22 protein-coding genes and 1 other RNA gene are annotated in these 18,755 nt (G+C 61.9%); 14 read left to right on the forward strand and 9 right to left on the reverse strand.

Annotated features, from left to right (window positions below; genetic code table 11):
• Window positions 1-126 precede the first annotated feature (126 nt).
• The 7 genes from HMPREF3170_RS00145 (at window position 127) to HMPREF3170_RS00175 (ending at window position 5,293) form a co-directional block, all read left to right on the forward strand.
• Window positions 127-429: an urease subunit gamma gene (locus tag HMPREF3170_RS00145; protein WP_070362895.1), complete on the forward strand. Its 303-nt coding sequence runs from the start codon at window positions 127-129 to the stop codon at window positions 427-429.
• 13 nt (window positions 430-442) lie between these two features.
• Complete coding sequence (locus HMPREF3170_RS00150; protein ID WP_070476964.1) at window positions 443-751, forward strand: urease subunit beta; 309 nt, start codon at window positions 443-445, stop codon at window positions 749-751.
• 33 nt (window positions 752-784) lie between these two features.
• Window positions 785-2,497, forward strand: a complete 1,713-nt coding sequence (ureC, locus tag HMPREF3170_RS00155) for an urease subunit alpha (RefSeq protein WP_070362893.1) — start codon at window positions 785-787, stop codon at window positions 2,495-2,497.
• A 99-nt stretch (window positions 2,498-2,596) separates the two neighbouring features.
• Window positions 2,597-3,070, forward strand: a complete 474-nt coding sequence (locus HMPREF3170_RS00160; protein ID WP_070362892.1) for an urease accessory protein UreE — start codon at window positions 2,597-2,599, stop codon at window positions 3,068-3,070.
• The gene (locus HMPREF3170_RS00165) at window positions 3,051-3,767 is read left to right on the forward strand and encodes an urease accessory protein UreF (RefSeq protein ID WP_070362891.1); all 717 of its coding nucleotides are present in this window, start codon (window positions 3,051-3,053) and stop codon (window positions 3,765-3,767) included. Before HMPREF3170_RS00160 ends, HMPREF3170_RS00165 begins: the two co-directional genes overlap by 20 nt.
• Window positions 3,768-3,789: 22 nt before the next feature.
• The gene (gene ureG, locus HMPREF3170_RS00170) at window positions 3,790-4,410 is read left to right on the forward strand and encodes an urease accessory protein UreG (RefSeq protein ID WP_070476966.1); all 621 of its coding nucleotides are present in this window, start codon (window positions 3,790-3,792) and stop codon (window positions 4,408-4,410) included.
• A gap of 4 nt (window positions 4,411-4,414) precedes the next feature.
• Window positions 4,415-5,293 carry an urease accessory protein UreD gene (locus tag HMPREF3170_RS00175; RefSeq protein ID WP_070476968.1) on the forward strand — a complete coding sequence of 293 codons (879 nt, stop codon included), beginning with the start codon at window positions 4,415-4,417 and terminating at the stop codon, window positions 5,291-5,293.
• On the opposite strand, the gene HMPREF3170_RS00180 is transcribed toward HMPREF3170_RS00175, so the two are convergent.
• From HMPREF3170_RS00180 to HMPREF3170_RS00210, 7 genes are all read right to left on the reverse strand, one after another.
• Entirely contained in the window at window positions 5,294-5,623 is a 330-nt protein-coding gene (locus HMPREF3170_RS00180; protein ID WP_070362888.1) for an ArsR/SmtB family transcription factor, read from the reverse strand.
• A gap of 31 nt (window positions 5,624-5,654) precedes the next feature.
• Window positions 5,655-6,425: an ABC transporter ATP-binding protein gene (locus tag HMPREF3170_RS00185; RefSeq protein ID WP_070362887.1), complete on the reverse strand. Its 771-nt coding sequence runs from the start codon at window positions 6,423-6,425 to the stop codon at window positions 5,655-5,657.
• Window positions 6,425-7,408 (reverse strand): FecCD family ABC transporter permease, encoded by a 984-nt coding sequence (locus HMPREF3170_RS00190; RefSeq protein WP_070476970.1) that lies wholly within the window; start codon window positions 7,406-7,408, stop codon window positions 6,425-6,427. Before HMPREF3170_RS00190 ends, HMPREF3170_RS00185 begins: the two co-directional genes overlap by 1 nt.
• Window positions 7,409-7,410: 2 nt before the next feature.
• Window positions 7,411-8,412, reverse strand: coding sequence for an ABC transporter substrate-binding protein (locus HMPREF3170_RS00195; RefSeq protein ID WP_070476972.1), 1,002 nt, complete (start codon window positions 8,410-8,412; stop codon window positions 7,411-7,413).
• Between the two features lie 76 nt (window positions 8,413-8,488).
• Window positions 8,489-8,935 carry a GNAT family N-acetyltransferase gene (locus HMPREF3170_RS00200; RefSeq protein WP_070476973.1) on the reverse strand — a complete coding sequence of 149 codons (447 nt, stop codon included), beginning with the start codon at window positions 8,933-8,935 and terminating at the stop codon, window positions 8,489-8,491.
• Complete coding sequence (locus HMPREF3170_RS00205) at window positions 8,932-10,137, reverse strand: DUF418 domain-containing protein (protein WP_070476975.1); 1,206 nt, start codon at window positions 10,135-10,137, stop codon at window positions 8,932-8,934. Before HMPREF3170_RS00205 ends, HMPREF3170_RS00200 begins: the two co-directional genes overlap by 4 nt.
• A gap of 22 nt (window positions 10,138-10,159) precedes the next feature.
• Entirely contained in the window at window positions 10,160-11,362 is a 1,203-nt protein-coding gene (locus HMPREF3170_RS00210; RefSeq protein ID WP_070476977.1) for an amidohydrolase, read from the reverse strand.
• A gap of 123 nt (window positions 11,363-11,485) precedes the next feature.
• Here HMPREF3170_RS00210 and HMPREF3170_RS00215 point away from each other — a divergent pair, with 123 nt between their 5' ends.
• Window positions 11,486-12,343 (forward strand): S1 family peptidase, encoded by an 858-nt coding sequence (locus HMPREF3170_RS00215; RefSeq protein WP_070476979.1) that lies wholly within the window; start codon window positions 11,486-11,488, stop codon window positions 12,341-12,343.
• Window positions 12,344-12,365: 22 nt separating this feature from the next.
• On the opposite strand, the gene hisN is transcribed toward HMPREF3170_RS00215, so the two are convergent.
• Both hisN and HMPREF3170_RS00225 read right to left on the reverse strand, forming a co-directional pair.
• A complete protein-coding gene (hisN, locus tag HMPREF3170_RS00220) occupies window positions 12,366-13,154 on the reverse strand; it encodes a histidinol-phosphatase (protein ID WP_070476981.1) in 789 nt (262 codons plus the stop codon).
• Window positions 13,138-13,950, reverse strand: coding sequence for an inositol monophosphatase family protein (locus HMPREF3170_RS00225; RefSeq protein WP_070476983.1), 813 nt, complete (start codon window positions 13,948-13,950; stop codon window positions 13,138-13,140). The genes hisN and HMPREF3170_RS00225 overlap by 17 nt, the downstream gene beginning before the upstream one ends.
• Before the next feature lie 57 nt (window positions 13,951-14,007).
• On the opposite strand from HMPREF3170_RS00225, the gene prfB reads away from it, so the two are divergent.
• The 6 genes from prfB to ssrA all read left to right on the forward strand — a co-directional run bounded on the left by prfB (window position 14,008) and on the right by ssrA (window position 18,360).
• Window positions 14,008-15,111: a peptide chain release factor 2 gene (prfB, locus tag HMPREF3170_RS00230; RefSeq protein ID WP_070477002.1), complete on the forward strand. Its 1,104-nt coding sequence runs from the start codon at window positions 14,008-14,010 to the stop codon at window positions 15,109-15,111.
• A gap of 25 nt (window positions 15,112-15,136) precedes the next feature.
• Entirely contained in the window at window positions 15,137-15,829 is a 693-nt protein-coding gene (gene ftsE, locus HMPREF3170_RS00235; protein ID WP_070362879.1) for a cell division ATP-binding protein FtsE, read from the forward strand.
• A 2-nt stretch (window positions 15,830-15,831) separates the two neighbouring features.
• A complete protein-coding gene (ftsX, locus tag HMPREF3170_RS00240; RefSeq protein WP_070476986.1) occupies window positions 15,832-16,734 on the forward strand; it encodes a permease-like cell division protein FtsX in 903 nt (300 codons plus the stop codon).
• A 15-nt stretch (window positions 16,735-16,749) separates the two neighbouring features.
• Entirely contained in the window at window positions 16,750-17,244 is a 495-nt protein-coding gene (gene smpB, locus HMPREF3170_RS00245) for an SsrA-binding protein SmpB (protein WP_070476987.1), read from the forward strand.
• A gap of 12 nt (window positions 17,245-17,256) precedes the next feature.
• A complete protein-coding gene (locus tag HMPREF3170_RS00250) occupies window positions 17,257-17,901 on the forward strand; it encodes an SDR family oxidoreductase (protein WP_070476990.1) in 645 nt (214 codons plus the stop codon).
• Between the two features lie 67 nt (window positions 17,902-17,968).
• Window positions 17,969-18,360: a transfer-messenger RNA gene (ssrA, locus tag HMPREF3170_RS00255) on the forward strand.
• The last annotated feature ends 395 nt before the right edge of the window (window positions 18,361-18,755 follow it).

Genomic DNA, 18,755 nt, shown 5'->3' on the forward strand with positions numbered 1-18,755 from the left:
TAGGTTCGGGGCGAACCGAAAAAATTTCACACAATGAGTGAAAACTGAACCCCGTCTGTTCCAGAAGGCACAGACGGGGCGTCGGCAAATAATCGAATATCAATCGTCAACGAGCAAGGAGAAGAAATGAAGCTGACCCAACGCGAACAGGAAAAGCTGCTCATCGTGGTTGCTGCTGATGTGGCACGTCGCCGCAAGGAACGCGGCGTGAAGCTGAACTACCCAGAGTCGGTAGCCCTCATCACGGATTACCTCATGGAAGGCGCCCGCGATGGCAAGACGGTAGCGCAGCTGATGTCCGAGGGCATCCAGGTGCTTACCCGTGACGATGTCATGGAAGGCGTTCCAGAGATGATCTCTGACGTTCAGGTTGAGGCAACCTTCCCTGACGGCACCAAGCTTGTCACTGTCCACAACCCAATCCGATAAAAGGAGACTATCCATGATTCCAGGCGAGTACTTCATCACTGAAGGCAAGGTCATCCTGAACGAAGGCAGCGAGCCAATCACGCTTGAGGTGAAGAACACCGGCGACCGCCCGATCCAGGTCGGTTCCCACTTCCACTTCGCAGAGGCAAACAGCGCCCTCGAGTTCGACCGTGAAGCTGCGATGGGCAAGCGCCTCGACATCCCGTCGGGCACCGCAGCCCGTCTCGAGCCAGGCGATTCCCGCACTGTTGAGCTGATCGACTTCGGCGGCAAGCGCGAAGTTCACGGCTTCAACGGCCAGGTCAACGGCCCAGTCAAGTAAACGGATTACGAAACCTTTAAGGAAGGGAACAAAATGGCATTTGAGATGGATAGGCGTCAGTACGCCGAGCTTTACGGCCCACACACCGGTGACGGCGTCCGCCTCGCGGACACCTCGCTGATCGCACGCGTTGAGAAGAACCTGCTGAAGCCAGGCGAAGAAGTCAACTTCGGTGGCGGCAAGGTTATCCGCGACGGCATGGGTCAGAACTCCCGTGTTACTGGTGAAGAACTGATTCCGGACCTCGTCATTACCGGCCCGATCATTATTGACTACACCGGTATCTACGTTGCTGACATCGGCATCAAGGACGGCAAGATCCTCAAGATCGGCCGTGCAGGTAACCCAGATATCCAGGATGGCATCGACATCGTTGTCGGCGTCGCAACCGAGGTCATCGGCGGCGAGGGCAAGATCGTCACCGCTGGTGCAGTGGATACCCACATTCACTTCATTTCCCCAGAGCAGGTCCTGGCTGCGCTGGACAACGGCACCACCACGCTCATCGGTGGCGGCGTTGGCCCGGTTGATTCCACCAACGCAACCACCGTCTCCGCTGGTGCGACCAACATCAAGCACATGATCGAGGCTTCGGTTGACTTCCCGGTCAACGTTGGATTCCTGGGCAAGGGCCACGCGTCCGCGCTCAACCCGCTGCGTGAGCAGATCAAGGCCGGCGCTATCGGCCTGAAGATTCACGAGGACTGGGGCGCAACCGCGAACACCATCGACAACGCGCTCAAGGTCGCGGACGAGATGGACGTCCAGATCGCGATCCACACCGACACCCTCAACGAGGGTGGCTTCGTGGACAACACCATCAAGGCAATTGACGGCCGCGTCATCCACACCTTCCACACCGAGGGTGCTGGCGGCGGTCACGCGCCGGACATCATTGAGCTGGCTGGCCACTCCAACGTGCTGCCAGCGTCGACCAACCCGACGCTGCCGTACACCCACAACACGCTGGAAGAGCACCTTGACATGATCATGGTCTGCCACCACCTGAACCCGGATCTTCCGGAGGACGTGGCGTTCGCAGACTCCCGTATCCGCAAGGAGACCATCGCGGCGGAGGACGTCCTGCACGACATGGGCATCCTCTCCATCACCTCCTCTGACTCCCAGGCAATGGGCCGCGTCGGCGAGGTCGTGCTGCGCACCTGGCAGGTCGCTGACCGTATGAAGCAGCAGCGTGGTCCGCTCGAGGGTGACTCCGAGGGCAACGACAACGAGCGCATCAAGCGTTACGTGTCCAAGTACACCATCAACCCAGCGATCGCTCACGGTATCGCGCACGCAGTCGGTTCCGTTGAAGAGGGCAAGCTTGCTGACCTGGTGGTCTGGGAGCCGGCACACTTCGGCGTCAAGCCGCTGCTCGTGCTCAAGTCCGGCTACGTTGCACGCGCAGAGATGGGTGACTCCAACGCATCCATTCCGACGCCACAGCCACGTACGATGCGTTACTCCTACGCGGCATACGGCGATGCAGTTCGTCGCACCAGCGTCACCTTCCTGCCGACGGCCGCATTCGAGGCCGGCGTGCCGGATCAGCTGAACACGAACCGCAGGTTTGTTGAGGCGAAGGGCATCCGCAACCTCTCCAAGGCAGACATGAAGTACAACTCCGAGACGCCTGACATCAAGGTCGATCCGGAGACCTACGTGCTGACCGTCAACGGTGAGGAAATCCACTCCGAGCCAGCTGAAGAACTGGCTATGGCACAGCGCTACTTCCTGTTCTAAGGTGGACGTGTAGCAGAAGCGAGCGGGGGCAGCAGACGCTGCCTACGCTCGCTTTTTCTCTTTCTGCGACAAAAACTATTGAAAGGTACTTATCGTAAAATGATCGTTACTGAGATTCTCGGCAACGTGAATACAACCGAGGGTATTGATGCGTCGAACTGCGACTACGTCGTGTTCGACAACGAATCCCGCGTCAAGCGCATTCAGCGCCTGACCACCGAGCAAGGCACCGAGCTCGGCATCCGTCTCGACAACGACTTCCGCGAGTTCGTCGACGGTGACATTCTTGCCCGCGAGGGGGACAAGCTGATCGTCGCGAAAATCGCGGCTTCCGATGTCCTGGTGATCGAACCTGCAACGATCCGCGAGGCGCTCGAGGTTGCGCACGCGCTCGGTAACCGCCACCTCCAGGCACAGTTCTTCGCCGCAGGCGAGAATGCATTCGACAAGGACGTTATGGTTGTGCGGTACGACCACACCGTCGAGCACCATATCCAGCACACCGGTGTGTCCTACCACCGCGGTGAATACGTGATGCCAAAGGCGTTCCGTCATGCAGAGCACACCCACTAATCGCAGCCAGCTCGTCGTCTGGCACCTCACCGACTCCGCCCTGCCAACTGGTGGCTTTGCGCACTCCGCGGGCATGGAAACGTACCTGCAGCGTGACGTCATCCGCGACGCCGACACGTTCGCGACGTGGCTGCGCGGCTACCTGTACCAGGCCACGTTTAATGACGCCCTGGCGGCCAGGTTCGCCATCGAGCTGCAGCAGTCTGGCCTGTCGGAGGCGGAGCGCGTCGAAAAGCTCGCTGAGCTCGATGCCCTGGTGCATGCGACGCAGACGCCGAAGGAGCTGCGCGCCGCGATGCAGTCGATGGGTCGGCGCATGTCGAAGGTTGCCAAGATTGTCGACGCCAACGATGCGCTCGTCACCGAGTACGACCGCGGGCTTGCGGTCCGTGAGTACAAGGGCAACCCCGGCATCGCGTTCGGACTGGTGCTCGGCGCAGCTGGTGTGGAGGAGTACACCGCCGTTGAGGCGTACCTGATGCAGCTTGCGACCTCGATGGTGCAGAACGCCATCCGTGCGATCCCGCTCGGCCAGGACGCTGGGCAGCGACTGCTCGTCGGAGTGTATGACTGGGTATCGCGCTACGCCGCGGTGACCATGGAGCACACCATCCACGACTTGGGCGTGGCGGCGCCGGATATGGAAATCGCGCAGATGGAGCACGAGTTCCTGCATTCGCGAATGTTTATGTCTTAAACCTTGGAAGGAATGTTGAATTATGTCAGTTATTAAGATCGGTGTCGGTGGCCCTGTTGGCTCCGGCAAGACGCAGCTCATCGAGCGTATTACGCGCGCGCTTGATGGAGAGATCTCCATGGCCGCGATTACCAACGATATTTACACCACCGAGGACGCACGCATCCTCGCCCGCGACGGCGTGCTGCCAGAGGACCGCATCATCGGCGTTGAGACCGGCGGCTGCCCGCACACCGCTATTCGTGAAGACACCTCGATGAACGAGGCCGCCTACGAGGAGCTGCTGAACCGCCACCCGGACCTGGAGCTGGTGTTCATGGAGTCCGGCGGCGATAACCTGTCCGCAACGTTCTCCCCGGAGCTCGTCGACTTCTCGATTTACATTATCGACGTGGCCCAGGGCGAGAAGATCCCGCGCAAGGCAGGCCAGGGCATGATCAAGTCCGACCTGTTCGTGATCAATAAGACGGACCTCGCCCCGTACGTCGGCGCTGATCTGCAGGTCATGGCGGACGACTCGAAGAAGTTCCGCGGTGACAAGCCGTTCGTGCTGACCAACCTCAAGACCGACGAAGGCCTTGACCAGGTCATCGAGTGGATCTGTCGAGATGTGCTCATGCAAGATCTCGACACCAAGGCGTAGCTTGATGTGGGGCGAGTCAAGCGCGGTCTTCACTCACGAACCGCCGCATGAGGAAACTGGTGTACTGGAGCTTGGTATCGGCATTGGCGGTACCAAGTCCGTAGCGAAACGGCAGTACCACGAGGGTGCGTTCAAGATCATCCGCCCGCACTACCTGGATGATTCCGGGCAGGTCTACTACACCATCGCGAACCCCGGTGGGGGATACGTTGGTGGGGACGTGTACCGGATGGAAGTCGAAGTAGAGCCGGACGCGTCCGTGCTTTTGACTGACCAGTCCGCGGCGAAGGTGTACCGCACCCCGGACGACTACGTTGTACAGAACGTGGAGTTCACCCTGCACGGCAACGCCGTGATGGAGTACATCCCGGATCAGCTGATCCTGTACCGGGAGGCGGACTTCCGCCAGCAAATTACCGTCAACATGGACGCGGAGTCGCAGCTGTTCATGTCGGACATCGTCACGCCGGGCTGGTCGCCGGATGGTCGCCAGTTCCTGTACGAGCAGGCGCACCTGCGTAACGTCGTTCGTGTCGACGGCAAGCTGGCCGTCGTGGACAACGTGCGCATCGAGCCGACGAAGGAACTCTTCAACGACGTGAAGGAGTCCTTCCTGGGGCAGCACACCCACTTCGCAACGGCGATCTGCATCGACCCGAACATGACGCCGGAGCTGCTGGAGAAGGTCCGGGATGCAGTGCGCAACTCCCTGGAGGGCAAGGGCACTGCGAGCGCTTCGGTCACAGAGACCGAAGTTCCTGGCTTTGTGCTTCGCGGTGTTGCTGACTGGACGGAGGACCTGATGCGCATCATCAAGGCTGCGGCGAACGTCGTTCGCGCCGAGACGCGCGGCCAGGGGCCGATCGACCTGCGCCAGTACTAGTTACTTGCTATCGGCCGAATCCGGGCCATGTCCATGTTCGTGGGCATGGCCCGCACCTATCCAGTGCAACAGCTCGTGGATGTCATTGTCCGCGATGGCGTAATAGATGCTGCGGCCGTCTCGTTTCGAGGACACCGTGCCGTTGTTCTCCATCGCGCGTAGCGCGGCGGACGCGGTTGCGATACGAAGCTCGGTGACCTCCGCGAGCTCGGTCACGGTCAGCTTGTGCTGGCCGGCGTGGTGAATCGCAGCAAGCAGCGTCAACCGGGTCTGGTCCCCGAGGATCTTGAAAATCCCGGTCCAATGGGGGAAATCTACTGACTGAGCCACTACTGAAACCTTTCTGGAATCCTAAAATTCACTACACCGGATGGGAAATATGCAGCACCGGGATGTCCTGGCTATCTCGGTCTAGGTTACCGCTCACACCGAAAACATTCTCAAGGACCGCCGGAGTAAGCACATCGTCTGGCGCGCCGTTGCCCTTGAGCTGCTTATCGTGCAGCAGCAGGAGGCGATCGCAGTAGCGCGCGGCGAGCGCCAGGTCATGAATCGCCAGCACAATCACCGTGTTGTGTTCACGGGACAGGTGGCGAAGCATGTTCATCAGCTTGTACTGGTGATGCAGGTCGAGGTGGTTTGTCGGCTCGTCCAGCAGCATCACCTTTGAACGCTGCGCCATCGCGCGCGCAACCATGGCGCGTTGGATCTGGCCGCCGGAGAGCTCCGACATCTTCTGGTCCACGATGCCCTCGAGGTCCGCGTGACGCAGGGCGTGAAGGATAATCTCCTCGTCCTCCGGCTGGGCTTGCGCGAACGGTCCACGGCCGGCGCTGCGGCCCAGCTGGATCACCTCGCGCACGGTCAGTGGAATCTTGTCGCCAGAGTGCTGCGCAACGTAGGACAGTACGTGGACGCGCTCGGTGCGAGGGTAGTCGCGCAGCGGCTTGCCGTCGAACAGCACATCGCCTGTGAATGGGTGCACCCCGGCGATGGATTTGAGCAACGTCGACTTGCCGCAGCCGTTCGGGCCCACGAGCCCAATGACCGACGGGGCGTCGAGCTCAAACGAGATGCCGCTCAGGATGGTCGTGCCGGGGAAGCCCGTTTCGAGGTTCTTGACTTCTAACATCAGTGCTTCCTCCGCAGGATCAAGAAGAATGCCGGGACACCGATGAGCGCGGTGATCACGCCGACAGGCAGTTCTTGCGGGGCGAACAGGGCGCGGGCGATGGCGTCGGCAACTACGAGGGTGATCGCGCCGACCACCGCGGAAATCGGGATCAAGCTGGCGTGCCGCGGCCCGGAAATCATGCGCACGGCGTGCGGAACAATCAAGCCCACAAACCCGATCGCGCCGACGGACGCGACCGTGGCCGCCGTCATCAGCGACACCGCGACCAGCACCGCGTAGCGCAGCGCCACAACCGGGATACCCATCGTGGACGCGGTCGCATCACCGAGGGAGAGCGCATCCAGGTAGCGCGACATCATCCACAGTGCCACCGTGCCGATGGTGCCAACGATGAACACCGCAATCACGGTGTACCAGCGCGCGGCGCTAAGCACGCCGAGCAGCCAGAACATGATGCCGCGGGTCGACTCAGCGTTACCGGACGCGGTGACAATCAGCGAGGTCAGCGACTGGAACAGGAACCCGATCAGTACACCAGTGAGCACGACACGCGCGGCGTCGGCGGCGCTGTTGCGCAGCAGCAGCATCAACATGCCGAAGGACACGAGTGCGCCCACCGCAGCACCGGCGATGATGCCGTACTGCCAGGTGGAAAACAGGATCGCCACCACGGCACCTGTTGACGCGCCCGAGGAAATACCCAGCAGGTACGGCTCGGCCAGGTCATTATGTGTGATGGCCTGCATCGCCACGCCGGACACCGCGAGGATGCCGCCCACCATCGCAGCCATCAGGATGCGCGGGATGCGAAGCTCCGTCAGGATGGACATGCGCAGTGGGGAAGGCGCCGGGTAGGCCGGATCGAAAATGCCGCGCAGCTCAGTAAAGCTCAGGGAGCTTGAGCCAATCGGAATAGAACAAACCATCGCGAGTACCAGCAGTACTAACGCGATGGCTGAAACAGTGACGGTTTTCTTCACAGCTACTTGGTTGCTCCGTCGAAGAGGCCGTCGTCAATTGCCTTGGAGATGTTCTGCACAACTTCGTAGGAACGAGCGGAAGCCGAGGTAGCGACGCCAGGAACCACAATGTACATGTTGTTTTTGACTGCCTTCATCTCCTTGGTGCCAGGGGTGGCTTCGAGGTCAGCGACCTTCTCCTCCCACTTGTCGCCAGGCTCGCCGCGGCCAGGCAGGTCCGCGAGGATAATCACGTCCGGGTCAGCCTCAGCGACGGCCTCCCACGACACCTGTGGCCACTCCTCATTCAGGTTGGCGAATACGTTCGTCATACCGGTGCGCTCGCCCATGTTGGTCACGATCGACGGGCCGCCAGCGACGTATGGGGAACCGCCGACAGAGGAGTAGAGCAGCATGAACGTGGTGCCCTCAGGCGCCTGCTTCGCGTTCTCCAGCTCGGAGTTCTGCTTCTCGATGAGCTTCTTCGCCTCTTCTTCGCGGCCGAAGAGCTTGCCCAGGTCCTCGAGGTCCTTCGCGATCAGCTGGAAGGAGTCCTTGCCCTTGTTGTCGCCGTAGGACGGGCACTCGCTGTTCGGGTTGAAGGTGGCGACGCCCAGCTTTGCCCACTCCTCGCGGGTACCTGCGGCGTCAGCGCGCCAGTTCAGCTCGAACGGGGAGAAGATGAAGTCCGTGTCAGCGTCACGCAGCTGCTCAGAGTTCGGGACCGACGGGCTGATTTCCTTCAGGCCGTCGAGGGAGAAGTCTGCTGGGGGCAGGTCCTTCTGGTGGCCGTAGCCTGCAATCTGGTCCTTGGCGCCGAGCAGCAGCAGCGTGTCCGTTGCGCCCTGCTCGAGCGTGGTCGCACGCTGGACCGGTCCCTGAACGGTGACCTCGGTGCCACAGTTATCGATGGTGATGGCGGAGTCGGACTGTGCCTGTGGGGTTTGCTCATCCGTGGAGCTGCAGCCGGCCAGAGCCAGCCCTGCGACGAGAACAGAACCAAGAGCTGCAGAGATTGCGCGCATGGAGCTTCCTTTCAAACAATCAATTATCTGACAGAATGAGAGTAGCGTGAAACCTTAAGAAAAGCTAGAAAAACATTTATGGACGGCGAAGACGCATCACACGGTGCGGGACGCCAGTATCAAGGAACTCCTCGCCTTCGGCGACAAGGCCGAACTGCTCGTAGTAGGGGACCAGGCCAGACTGTGCCTCGACGATGAGGTCGCCCGGCCAGCGCTCGGTGAGCTGGATGCCCGTTCGCGCGATCTGCGCGCCCAGGCCTGTGCCGCGAGCGGCCGGGGCGACGACGAAACGGCCAAACTGGGAACCCGTTGCGGTGGGAAAGACGCGGGCGCAGCCCTCCAACACCGCACCGTTCCACGCGAGCAGGTGCAGCGTGTCCGGGTGCGTGTCCTGCTCGTCGAGCTCACGGTAAGGGCAGCGCTGCTCGGCGACGAAGACGTCGACGCGGAGCTTGAATAGTTCGAACGCCTCGAGCGAGGTGAGCTCCGAAAGCGGTGCTACTTGGATTCGGTGTGCGCTCATTGCGGGAGGGCCTTTCCGGTCGCAGGGCCTGAGTATGGTTCGATGCGGCGCGTCGGGCCGTATGAGAGGCGGCGGTGCAGCGACTCGAACGGGCCCTGCTTGCCCATGCGCTCAAGCAGGGCCGCGAGCGCCACCGACAACAGCCACACCGCGGTCCCGAGCAATATCGGGCGGAGCTCCCCGAGGCCCGGCAGCCACGAGTAGCCGATCAGTACCGCGGTCGGAAGCAACACGAACGTCTGCAGAAGGTAGCCGGACATGGAGCGCTTGCCCAGGGTGATCATCGGCAACGTCCAGCGCGGTGGCTGCTGGTTCCAGTGCTGCGTTGCCAGCGCGAACGCAGCCAAGATGCCTGGTCCGGTGAGCATCCCGAAGCTCTGGTTCAAAATTGACCAAAATGCCGCTGTCGACGCAGGCAGGATACCCAGCTGTGCAAGCCCAAGTGGGATGCCGATCGCAACAACGACAGCGACGGCCACCGCTACCCAAATCCACAGCGTCCGCGCGTGTTCCTTCACGTCAGTGAGCACGCCGTCACGCGCCCACGCAAAACCAATCAGGGAAAGCGCGCCCAGCTGGATCACAACGAGGGGCTGCGAGAAAAACATGTAGATCGCGAACTCTTGGTTCCCGGCAAAGTACGTGGCAAAGGAGCTAGCATCCGGTGCCGGCGTTGCAAGGTCCAGGGGTGTTCCATAGAAAAACACCGCAACCAGCGAGTACACAATGCACGACAGTCCCAGAATGATGCCTGCAATGACGTAGAGCACCCCCGAGCGCACGCGCAGGAACAGCGCCATCAGCACACCTATAAGCCCGTAGGTCAACATGATGTCGCCGCTAAACAGCAGCCACATGTGTGCCAGTCCAAAGAGCGCGAGCATCCCGTAGCGCTTCGCCAGCACGCGCCGGGCAGCACCTGCCGGGTACCCTTTGCGTGCCAGACTCGCCGCGACCAGACCGAAGCCGAAGCCGAGGAGCGTTGAGAACATCGGCAGGCCACGGACGTGCACGAACATCGCCGCGAAGACCGTCGCGGCTTGGTCAGCCGCCGTGCCTGGGTGCTCGCCTGTCACGGTTGTGCTTAAAGGAGTGAGCCAGTACGAAATCGCGTTGGCTACGGCGATGCCGAGCAGCGCCAAACCCCGTGCGATATCCGGGACGACGAGCCGTGTACGTTGCTGTTGCTCTACGGTACGCATGCAACGAAAGCGTACGGCAGGCCTACCCTCGCATCAACCACGGAGACGTAGAGACCAAGATGGCCTGGATACTGCGGTCAAGCACCGGCTGCAGGTCAGGGGCGAAGTACGGCGAGTGGTTCGAAGGGGCGCCGTCGATATCTTTGACACTGCCCAAGAACCAGTAGAAGTACGGAGCGCCGAACGCGTTGCCAATCGTGGGGAAGTCCTCGGAGCCGGAGAGCCTGCCGAAGTCGCCCACCTCGTCGAAGTTCTTCCGGAATGCGGTCATGACGGTGTCGGCCGTCGCTTCGTCGTTGTGGAACTCCGGTGCACCGCCGATGCGCTCGAACGCGGGCGGTTTTGGCGTGCCAGCGGCCTCGCACTCTGCACGAACGATCCGTTTGATCGAGGCGTTGAGTTTCTCCGAAAGATCGGAAGTAAACGCGCGGGTGGAGACGGAAATCTCCGCGGTGGCGGCAATCGTGTTCGCGGAGTTACCCGCGTGGACCGCGCCAACCGTGACTACGGCCATGTCCTGCGGGTTTACCTCGCGCGCAACGATCGTCTGCAACCGGGTGATGATGCTCGCCGCGATCACCACCGGGTCGATGCCGTTGTGCGGTTGCGAGCCGTGAGCCCCCTGCCCGTGAATGGTGATCTTCGTTTGTTCAGCAGCCGCAAACACTGGCCCTGGTAGTGCGCCGAGGCCGTAGTTCGGCAGCATCGGTCCTACGTGCTGGCCAAGCACTACCTCGGGGGTAGGGACCTTCGTGGCTAGCCCCGCGTCGGCCATGTCCTGGGCGCCAGCGCCGGTCTCCTCGCCAGGCTGGAAGATGGCAAGGAAGGTGCCGCTCCACGCGTCGGTATTTTCCTGCAGCAGGCGAACCGCACCCAACAGTGCGGTCGTGTGAATGTCGTGGCCGCAGGCGTGCATGATGCCCAGCTCCGGGGATGCCGAGTACTCAAGCCCGGTTTCTTCCTTGATTGGGAGGGCGTCGAAGTCGGCGCGGAAACCGACAGTTGGGCCGTCGCCGTTTCGCACGACGCCCACGAGCCCCGTTTTGCCGACGGGCACCACCTCGACGCCGAGCGCCTCCAGCTCCTCCTGAATGCGAGCGGAGGTAGCAAACTCCTGCATGGATAGTTCGGGGTTCTGGTGGAACCACTTGTACAAATTCTCTAGCTCACCGCGGTGAGCTTCCAGGCTTTGTAGGAACGGCGTGAACTTTTCTTCTAGGCGCATGGCTTGAGCATAGTTCCGCACCCACACCTTTTTGTGTTGGTTGCCGTGCCGATGGGGCAAATTAGGGCAAAAGGTGGCATTGTGTACTCAAGAAACGTCTGTGGTTGGAGTGGAAGGGTGCCTATGTTGCTTCGCCGAGTGTGTGCGCTCGTTGCTGGGGTTGGAATCGCGGTCGCAGGGGTGGGGCTCGCGCCACCGGCAATAGCGCAGGTGCGCTCGGAGTACGAGGGCAACGTCGACCCAAACTATGTCTGGCGTAGCGACGCCGCTTCGAAGCTACTCGCCGGAAAACCTTGGACCGACTACGTGCTGCACCGCGTGCCCGGTTCCTTCCACGACGCCCCGCGGATTCCGGAGGCCTCGAACCAGGCGCTCACTCGGGGAAATTCCCTCTACGGGCCCAGCACCCCGATTTACGTGAAGCGCACCAATGGCACCGAATCAATGTGCACCGTCGCCGTGGCGGGCCACGACGATAAAGGGCACAAGTACGCGCTGACCGCCGGGCACTGCGGTGAAGTTGGCGACGCCGTCACCTCCGCCGACTCCTGGCAAGTCGGGCCTTCCGGCACCATCGTGGAGGTCAACCGGGACCTCGACTACGCACTGATCGAGCTGGGCTCGAACGCGGAGGTCACACGCTCCTACAACGGCGTCCACATCAACCACCTCGGCAGCAAGCCGATCAAGCCCGGCAACGTGGTGTGCAAGCAGGGCGTGGCCTCCGGCAGGACGTGCGGCGTGACGCTGCACGACTGGGAGTCCATGAACATCTCCCACACCTGCGCCATGCAGGGTGATTCGGGCGCACCCGTAGTGGTGGGCGACCGCCTCGTCGGCATCCTGAACGGCGGGGTGCTCCCATCGCCGTTCGATGTCTCGTGCCACAGCCCGCTGCAGGGCGTGATTCACGCGCCGACGGGCGCGGTCCGGCTGGACGCGGTGCTGTCCACGCTGGACAACGGCTTCCGCCTGCCCTAAGGCTTCAAGCGCTTGAAGTTTCTTAGACGCCGATTACCTTCCGGGCGGCGTCGTGCAGCAGCCCGTTCGTGGCGATCGCGTCGCCGCCGTGCGGTCCAGGCTCACCGTTGAGTGAGCTAAACGTGCCACCGGCCTCCGTGACCAGGACAGACAGAGCAGCGAGGTCCCACACAGAAACCTCCGGTTCTGCCGCGATGTCGACGGCGCCCTCGGCCACCAGGCAGTAGCCGAAGAAATCCCCGTAGCCGCGCAGGCGCCAGGTGCGCTCAGTGAGTGCGATGAAGTTCTCCTGCAGGCCACGTGCCTTCCAGCCCTCAAGCGAAGACATCGCCAGGGAGGCATCCGCAAGCTCGCTCACATGGGAGACCTCGAGGCGCTTCAGGCTGCCCTTGTTAAACGTCCGCCACGCGCCCGAGCCTTGGGCCGCGTACCAGCGGCGCGCAAGCGCTGGGGCAGAGACGACGCCTAGGACTGGTTGGCCGTCGACAAGCAGTGAAATCAACGTCGCCCACACGGGAACGCCGCGAACGAAGTTCTTCGTGCCATCAATTGGGTCGATGACCCACTGGCGGCCCTCGAAGACGGTCTCGCCGCCGAATTCCTCACCAACGATCGAGTCGCCCGGGCGGGCCTCGGCGAGGCGAGCACGCAGCACCTCCTCGACAGCGACATCGGCGTCAGAAACCGGGGTCATATCCGGCTTTGATTTCACCTTCAGGTCGGACGCTTCGAAGCGGTCGAGCGTAATCGCGTCGGCAGCATCCGCAAGCTCTAGTGCAAGTGCCAGGTCATCGTCATAAAGATTCGTCATGCTCAGTAAGCCTAGCTTCAATGTCCGACACAATTTGTGGATTTCCAGCAACACACCAGGTCACCCCGCCCGCAGGCACCTTCTTTGCCACGCCCCCAACGGCCTCAATGAGCGCCTTGCCCGGCAGCCAATCCCAGTCAGCGACGGAGTGCTGCAGCCAGCCGCCCAACTGGCCACTAGCGATATTTGAAAGGTCGACGGAGCCCGCGCCCCACATACGGATCGTCGCCGCATCGCGCACCGCGCGCAACCACGTATTTCGGATGGCGTCATCCCGCATGAACGTCGGGTGCAGGTAGGTGACCAGGCCCTGCGAGGGAAGCGACGCCGGTGCAAGGTCGGGCAGTGGCTCGCCGTTGCGCGTCGCAACGCCGTCGTGGGCAAGCCACGTGGTTTTCATCGCCGGGCGGTGCACCGCGCCAATCAGGATGCGCGCCGGGTCCGAGGGGTCGCCCTCTACCAGCGCGAGCGCCGAGCAGAAGTAGTCCGATCCCTGCGTGAAGTTAAACGTGCCATCAACCGGGTCAATCACCCACGTCCGTGAGGAATCGCCATGTTTGGAAGCACCCTCTTCGCCGAGGACGCCGTCGTGTGGGCGCAGCTCGGCGAGCGTTTCTGCGACGAATCGTTCCGCGGCACGGTCCGCCTCCGTCACCACGTCGGAAATTGAGGTCTTGTAATCCGTTGAAAGGCCTTCCTCCCGCATCCGCAGCGCAAGCGAGCCAGCATGCTCAACCAGCGCGGCGGCCAGTGTTGCGTCATCAGAGTCGCGATGTTGCTCAATGAAAGAAGTCATGTACCCATTATGGGGCTGTGCGCGCGATTTGTGGAGCGTCGTCTAGACTTCGACGGTATGCAACCGGAGACGCTCGCTCGAATCAAATGTATTGACGCCACGTTGACCACCATCGAAAAAGTCATGGACCTCGACGAAATGGCCCTGCGCATCAAAGAACTCGAGCAGCAAGCCGGCGACCCGAGCCTCTGGGACGACCCCGCCCACGCGCAGCAGGTCACCTCGGAGCTCTCCAGCGTCCAGGCTCGCCTGAAGAAAGTCACGAGCTTGCGCTCGCGTATCGACGACCTCCCCGTCATGTACGAACTCGCCGAAGAGGAAGGCGATCCTTCGCTCGCCGACGATGAGCTCGACGCCGTCGAAGCGGACGTCGATTCCCTGGAAGTGCAGACGATGCTGTCGGGCGAGTACGACGAGCGCGAGGCCGTCGTCAACATCCGCTCCGGCGCCGGCGGTGTTGATGCTGCTGACTGGGCCGAGATGCTCATGCGCATGTACATCCGCTGGGCAGAGAAGCACGGCCACAAGGTGGACGTGTACGACATTTCGTATGCAGAAGAGGCCGGGATTAAGTCGGCGACCTTCGTGGTGCACGGGGAATATATGTACGGTCAGCTTTCTGTCGAACAGGGCGCGCACCGCCTGGTGCGCATCTCGCCGTTCGATAACCAGGCGCGACGCCAGACCTCGTTCGCTGAGGTAGAAGTGCTGCCGGTGGTCGAACACACCGACTCGATTGAAATCCCCGATAGCGAGATTCGCGTGGATGTCTACCGCTCCTCGGGTCCCGGCGGGCAGTCGGTGAACACCACAGACTCGGCGGTGCGCATCACGCACATCCCAACCGGCATCGTGGTGACCTGCCAGAACGAGAAATCTCAGATCCAGAACAAGGCGTCCGCGCTCAACGTGCTGCAGTCCAAGCTCCTGGAGAAGAAACGCATGGAAGAAAAGGCTGAGATGGACGCCCTGGGTGCCGGCGGCAACGCAAGCTGGGGCAACCAGATGCGCTCCTATGTGCTGCACCCGTACCAGATGGTGAAGGACCTGCGCACGAACTACGAGGTAGGCGACCCGCAGAAGGTGCTCGACGGCGACATCGACGGCTTCCTGGAGGCCGGTATCCGCTGGCGCATGGGACAACTCCAGTCACAGGAGTAACAGAAGAAGTAGTAGTGTGTAGCGGGTGATCACTTTTTCCAACGTGACGAAGGTCTACCCGACGTCCACACGCCCAGCACTCGACGATGTCTCATTCGAAATTGCCGACGGCGACTTCGTCTTCCTCATCGGCCCGTCCGGGTCCGGCAAGTCGACGTTGCTTCAGCTGATGATCCGTGAGGAAAACCTGACCTCGGGGGATATCTACTTCGACGACTTCCACGTCAACGCATTAAAGGGCAGCAACGTAAACCTGCTGCGTCAGTCCATCGGCTACGTCTTCCAGGACTTCAGGCTGCTGCCCAAGCTAAACGTCTACGACAACGTAGCGTTCGCGCTCGAGGTGATCGGTAAGAAGAAGCAGCGCATCGCAAAGCTGGTGCCGGAGGCCCTTGAACTGGTCGGCCTCGATGCGAAAGCGAACCGTATGCCACACGAACTGTCAGGCGGTGAGCAGCAACGCGTCGCAATCGCGCGAGCGTTCGTCGATAAGCCCCCACTCGTCCTCGCCGACGAGCCCACGGGCAACCTCGACCCGGGAACCTCCGACGAGATCATGGCGCTACTCGCGCGCATCAACCGCCTTGGCACCACCGTTGTGATGTCCACCCACAACGCACGCGCCGTCAACGAGATGCGCCAGCGCGTCATGGAACTGCACCTGGGCAAACTTGTTCGCGACGACGCCAACGGCGTCTACGGAACCGTGAGGGGATAAGCATGAACTGGAACTTCATTTTCCGCGAAGGCCTCCGCGGCCTCGGGCGCAACTTCACCATGACCATCGCGCTCATCATCACCACCGCACTCTCACTCGTGTTGGTTGGTGCCGGCATCCTCATCTCGCAGGCGACGAGCGCGACCAAGGACCTCTACCTCGACCGCGTCGAAGTCATGGTGGAGCTCGACGAGACCATCTCCGCTGAGGACAGCGACTGCTCCTCCGAGGCCTGCCGCGAGGTCCGCGACACCCTGCAAGCCAACGACCGCGTCGAGCAGGTGACCTTCCGTTCCCGCGAGCAGTCCTACGAACGCTTCGTAGAGCTCTTCCAGGACTCCGAGCCGGACCTCGTGCGCGAAACCTCCCCGGACGCGCTACCGGCCGCGCTGCACGTGCGCCTCAAGGACCCGTCCGACATCGCACCTATCGACGCAATCCGTGACATGCCGCAGGTTGCCATGGTCAGCGACCAGGCCGACACCGTACGCGAGGCCGCCGGCACCATGGACACCTTCCGCAACGTGACCTTCGTCGTCGCCGCGGCGCAGGCACTGGCATCGCTGTTCCTGATCGTGAACATGGTCCAGCTCGCCGCGTACAACCGCCGCGAGCAGATCGCCATTATGCGCATGGTGGGTGCATCCCGCTGGTTCACCCAGGCCCCATTCGTGCTGGAAGCGGTGCTCTCCGTGCTGATCGGTGCAGTACTTGCCACCGTGTTGGCGTGGGTGGGGAAGCGCTCGCTCGTCGACCCGATCCTCGGTGACCTCTACGCCTCCCAACTCGTCGCCCGCGTTCCGGACTCCGCCGTCATGACAGTGATGCCGCTTGTCGGACTCGGGGCCGTCGTCATCGGCGCCCTCGCAGCTCAGGTGGCACTGCGCAGCTACGTGCGGAAGTAGTAGGGTGGAACGCCTATGGGTAAAAAGAAGAAACAAAAGCTGAGCAACACCGGGGTCCTCGCGACTAACCGGAAAGCGCGCCACGACTACAACATCCTGGACACCTGGGAGACCGGCATCGTGCTCGTCGGCACCGAGATCAAGTCGCTGCGCGAAGGCAAGGTGTCCTTAGTCGAGGCGTTCGCCACCATCGACAACGGCGAGGTCTGGCTGCGCAACATGCACATCCCGGAGTACTCGAAGGGGCACTGGACGAACCACCCTCCACGCCGGACCCGCAAGCTGCTCATGCACCGCCGCGAAATCGACTCTCTGCAGGGCAAGCTTCGCGATGGCAACCGCACCCTCATCCCGCTCTCGCTCTACCTCAAGGACGGCCGCGCGAAAGTGGAGCTCGGCCTGGGGCAGGGTAAGCAGGACTATGACAAGCGCCAAGCCATCAAACGCCGCACTGAGGACCGCGAAATCGCCCGCGACCTCGGCCGGAAGTTCAAAGGCATCAAAGCCTAAGGAGGATTCACGATGAAGCACGCACTCGTCACCGGGGCATCCCGCGGAATCGGCCGCGCGATCGCAGAGGAACTCGGCCGCGACCACCACATCTACGTCGGCGCCTCCCGCGACGCCTCCGAGGTTGTCAGCGCACTGCCCAGCGCGGAGCCCTTCGAGGTTGACCTGACGGACAGCGCTGCGGTGGCGAAGGCGGCGTCGAACATTGAAGAGCTCGACGTGCTCGTGCTCGCCGCAGGCGTCATGACGCCCGCCCGCCTCACCGACCTTTCCGAAGCCGACCTGCGCCGCACCATGGAAGTCAACGTGATCGCGCCGATGCTGCTGACGAAAGCGCTCTTGCCCGCGCTGCGACGCAGCAACGGCCTCATCTTGACCATCAACTCCGGCGCCGGCTTCTTTGGTATCGACGGCAACTCCGCCTACTGCGCCTCCAAATTCGGCCTGCGCGGCTTCACCGACTCCCTCCGCCTGGAGGAAGCCGGAGCCGTGCGCGTGACCTCCCTACACCCAGGGCGCACCGACACCGACATGCTCCACGGCGACACAAACGGTCCGAAGATGACGCCACAGTCCGTGGCGAAAGCTGCACGCCTCGCCGTCGACGCCGGCCCGGATGCCGTGGTCGAATTCCTGCGCATCACCCCAACCGCCTAAGTCGGGGCCCTTGCGCGGGAGCGCGATTGTCGGCTACAGTGGTGCTCCTACGGTTCCCGTAGTACGAGGGGTCGATTCTGGTTTCGACTTCATCGACTAAGCCAGGGGAAGCGTGCCGGTGCAGGCTAGAGACCACCGTAAGCGTCGTAGCAACCAATAAACGCAGAGAAGAACTCTCAGCGTGACTACGCCCTCGCTGCCTAATTAGAAAGGTTCAGCGACCTGCGTGTCCGTCAGGCCGGGGATGCCCCCGACCCGGTACCTGGCGTCGACTTAGGGGGCTTGCCTTCCGGCCCTGTCAGTGGGGCCTCGGAAGGGACATTTTTCACTGACTGGGCCCGTCATCCGGACATGTTTGCCTGATCCGGAGGGCCGAGCAGAGGCAGTGCGCGAACTGCGCACGGAGAAGCCCTGGCGCGGTGGTGAAGGACCCGGGTTCAATTCCCGGCGGCTCCACTGACCCTCTACTTGTTTAAGCAGGTAGAGGGTCATTTTCTTCATATCTTGCCGAGGCTATTCCGGCTTAAGGGACATTTTGTGTGTTTTTACGGCGTGTCGCGATAAGGGACATTTTGTGTGTGTTTAGCTGCGTCCAGCCCACCCTTTTCTCACGCCTAAGCTGGGGTTCCACTGATGATCAATGCCGGTATCGAATTCTTTCGGCCCGTCGACCTCTTCCCGTCGACCTACTCCGGTATACCAACGCAGATCAGCGCAAAATCAGCAGAATAACCCCCAAACCATCCAAATCGCGCTGACCTGGGTTAGTCGACGCAATGAGGTCGACCGGAACGCCCGATACCTCGACGCGACCAGAATCGTGCACGTCAAGGGCTTTGCTCGTCCCCTGGCTA

The sequence above is a fragment of the Corynebacterium sp. HMSC08D02 genome, from assembly GCF_001807505.1.
Taxonomy (GTDB): Bacteria; Actinomycetota; Actinomycetes; order Mycobacteriales; family Mycobacteriaceae; genus Corynebacterium; species Corynebacterium pseudogenitalium.